General features: G+C 44.9%; 2 protein-coding genes. Both read right to left on the reverse strand.

Features of this window, described 5'->3' with window-relative positions; translation table 11 throughout:
- Positions 1–1,520: AAA family ATPase (locus A3735_RS12955; RefSeq protein ID WP_156499647.1), on the reverse strand; the 1,520-nt coding region annotated here is incomplete at its 3' end.
- A 10-nt stretch (positions 1,521–1,530) separates the two neighbouring features.
- Entirely contained in the window at positions 1,531–2,802 is a 1,272-nt protein-coding gene (sbcD, locus tag A3735_RS12960) for an exonuclease subunit SbcD (protein WP_068513726.1), read from the reverse strand.
- Between the last annotated feature and the right edge of the window lie 53 nt (positions 2,803–2,855).

A 2,855-nucleotide genomic window follows, 5' to 3' on the forward strand; every position in this document is an offset into this window, starting at 1 on the left:
TTAAGCTCTTCTAGAAAGCGATCTAGTGCTGTTTTTGCACTCGAAGATCGACTAAGGAGTTTTTTATGCTCTTGCTCTCGGATAACAAGTTGCGAATTTAATTCTCTTAGGCCTTTTTCCTTCGCCAACTTAACTGCATTGTCGCTTTCAAGCAGCTTTGCCAGAGACACCGTTTGCTCTTTTACCCGGTTATACTGTTGGAATAGCGTGGCAATCCCGTCAAGCTGGGTTTGCGCACCTCTAAGCCACTCATGCTTTTCCAGCCACTCGCCCACGGACTTAGTTATGTCGTGGCTATTTTTAATCTGCTTGGCACAGTCTTGCAGCTGTTTTAGCGTTTGAGTTTTTCTGGCGTCTATTTCAACTAATTCGGCATCGGCGGTTGATATGCTTTTCTGCTGGGAAGTAATACCTTGATCTAAAGGAACCAGCTGCTCAACTAGAAAGTTTTCTAGTCTTACATGGGTATTCTGAGCATCCTGGTATTCATTTTTAGCAAGCTGACAATTACCTTCTAATAGGTGGAATTCCTCTTGCTTTAAGCTACAAGAGGCATTGATTTCCTGGAAGTTTTTATCATATTGGTTTTGTTGAGCTTGAGCGCGCTGATATTGTTCATAATATGGTGAGAGCACTCTCGCTGGTAGGGCTCTTTCAAGCCTTGCAAACTCGGGTGCTAAACTGTCGCAATATTGAACATGCGCATCGAGCGCTGAACGACACTGCTTATTACTCGCCTGCAATTTTTCAAGCTTTTCAATATGAGAAACCTGTGCCTGAATATCGCCTCTTTTAAGCAAAGCAGTCTTACGCTTTTCTTCGAGGGCCTGTTCTTCAGCATACAGTAATTCAAGCTCCTCGGGACTAGTCTGCTCTAGACCTTCCAACTTGGCCGTCAGTAGCGTGTGTCGCTCTTTTTCTTGTCGAAAGCGTTCAAACACCTCGCTAGAAACTCTGCCGTATATGTCCGTTCCCGTTAACTCTTCAAGAAGTTCTGCCCGGTCTCCCGAATTTGCATTGAGGAAGGCTGCAAAGCCACCTTGAGCCAGAAGCATGGATTTTGTAAAACGTGAAAAATCCAAGCCCGTTATTTCGGCGATATGTTCTAGTTTGTCGCGGAGCTTATCAGCAATAATTTTATCGCGCCCCTCCTCACCGGCCCCGAGTAGTGCTAGCTCAACTTTGGGGCTTTGTAATTTTCCATCAGCTTTGCTTCGCGCCCTTCTTACTTCCCAAAATGCGCGAAAAACCTGGTCACCCTTAACACTGAACTCCACCTCACACATGCATTCGTGACAATGACGAGTCATTACCTTCTCAGCAGGTGATGGTTCATTTAAACGCGGTGTTTGGTGGTATAAGGCAAGGCAAATTGCATCTAACAGCGTAGATTTTCCGGCACCAGTAGGCCCAGTGATTGCAAATAAACCGTTGCTTGCGAAAGGCTCCTGAGTGAAGTCAATAAACCACTCCCCTCGTAGAGAGTTGATGTTCTTAAGGCGAATACTTAGTATTTTCATAACTGCAGCTCTAGAGCTTGTCTCCTTGCTCAGCTTGTAGCAGCGCCTCTTTAAACATCTGTTGCAGACGGCTTTTTAGTGCATCATCGATTCCATCTGGCTCTAATGACAGCCGTTTTTCAAAGACTTCGCTTGCTTTAAGCTCCTGTAAACGTTCGCTACTTTCGGCGACCAGGCTTAACCCTTTTCGATTTCTGCTGCGCTTCAAACAAAGCACTTCGATATTGCTATCGACCACTAACTCTTCGATGCGTTTCTGAAGGTCTTCAAGATAATCCTGTTCTTCAACTTCTACCTCAAGCCAAATAGTCTCACTAAGGTCACCATTGCTTTCTGAACAATAAGCACTGCCATCACGACCGCCCTTCAACTCTGAAAGTTTAGTGCTAATCTCCTCGAGGTTTCCTTTTATTTTGTACAGCTGCTGAAAAACCGGTACATCTATGGCATCCACCGTCACACCAGCCTCATCAAACTCTACCACTTGCACTGACTTTTTCTGGTTTAGCTCGTCAAAGCTAAGCGGAATTGGCGAACCACTATAGTAGATATTGCCATTGCCCTTAATTTGCTGCTGTTTATGGATATGTCCCAGGGCAATGTAATCTGCCGAGGGAAATGATGATGCTGAAAACGCCTCCAAGGTGCCGATATAAATATCCCTAACCGATTCACTTGTGCGCGCGCCGACGACTGTTAAGTGCCCTGTCATAATAATCGGGATCTTTGAATCATTAACATCTCTTAAACCCAGTGCCTTACTATAAAGCACCTGATAGTGCTGCTTTATCGCATCTTGTACATCTCGTTGCTTTTCTTTCCCTGTCGAACCGGAGTGACTACCAACCAGGTCTCTAGCTCTTAGAAATGGAACGGCACATATAATTCCCTTTATTTCTCCAGCAGCGCCTGTCACGGGCAATAGCTGTTGCTCGTAGGTATTCTCGTTTGCAGAAGAAATTACATGCGTGTTGAAGTGTGCAAGCAAGTCAGAGGTTTCTTCAAGCATGGCGACAGAATCATGATTTCCGGCAACAATAACGAGAGGCACAGCCTTGTTTGTCGCTTCACTAAAGTCAATCACAAACTTGTGATAAAGTTCGCGAGCATAGCTAGGTGGAGCCCCGGTATCAAATATATCGCCGGCAACAATAACGGCGTCAACCTCATGCTCAAGAACCTGCTCAACCAGCCAATTAAGGAAACCCTGATGTTCTTTTTGGCGACTTTTACCCATGAAATACTGACCAAGATGCCAGTCGGAGGAGTGAATTATTTTCAAGATGTTGACCCGATTTTCAATTTGAAGACTAATTTACCCCTTATTTTTGTGAA

It is taken from the genome of Oleiphilus sp. HI0061, from assembly GCF_001635675.1.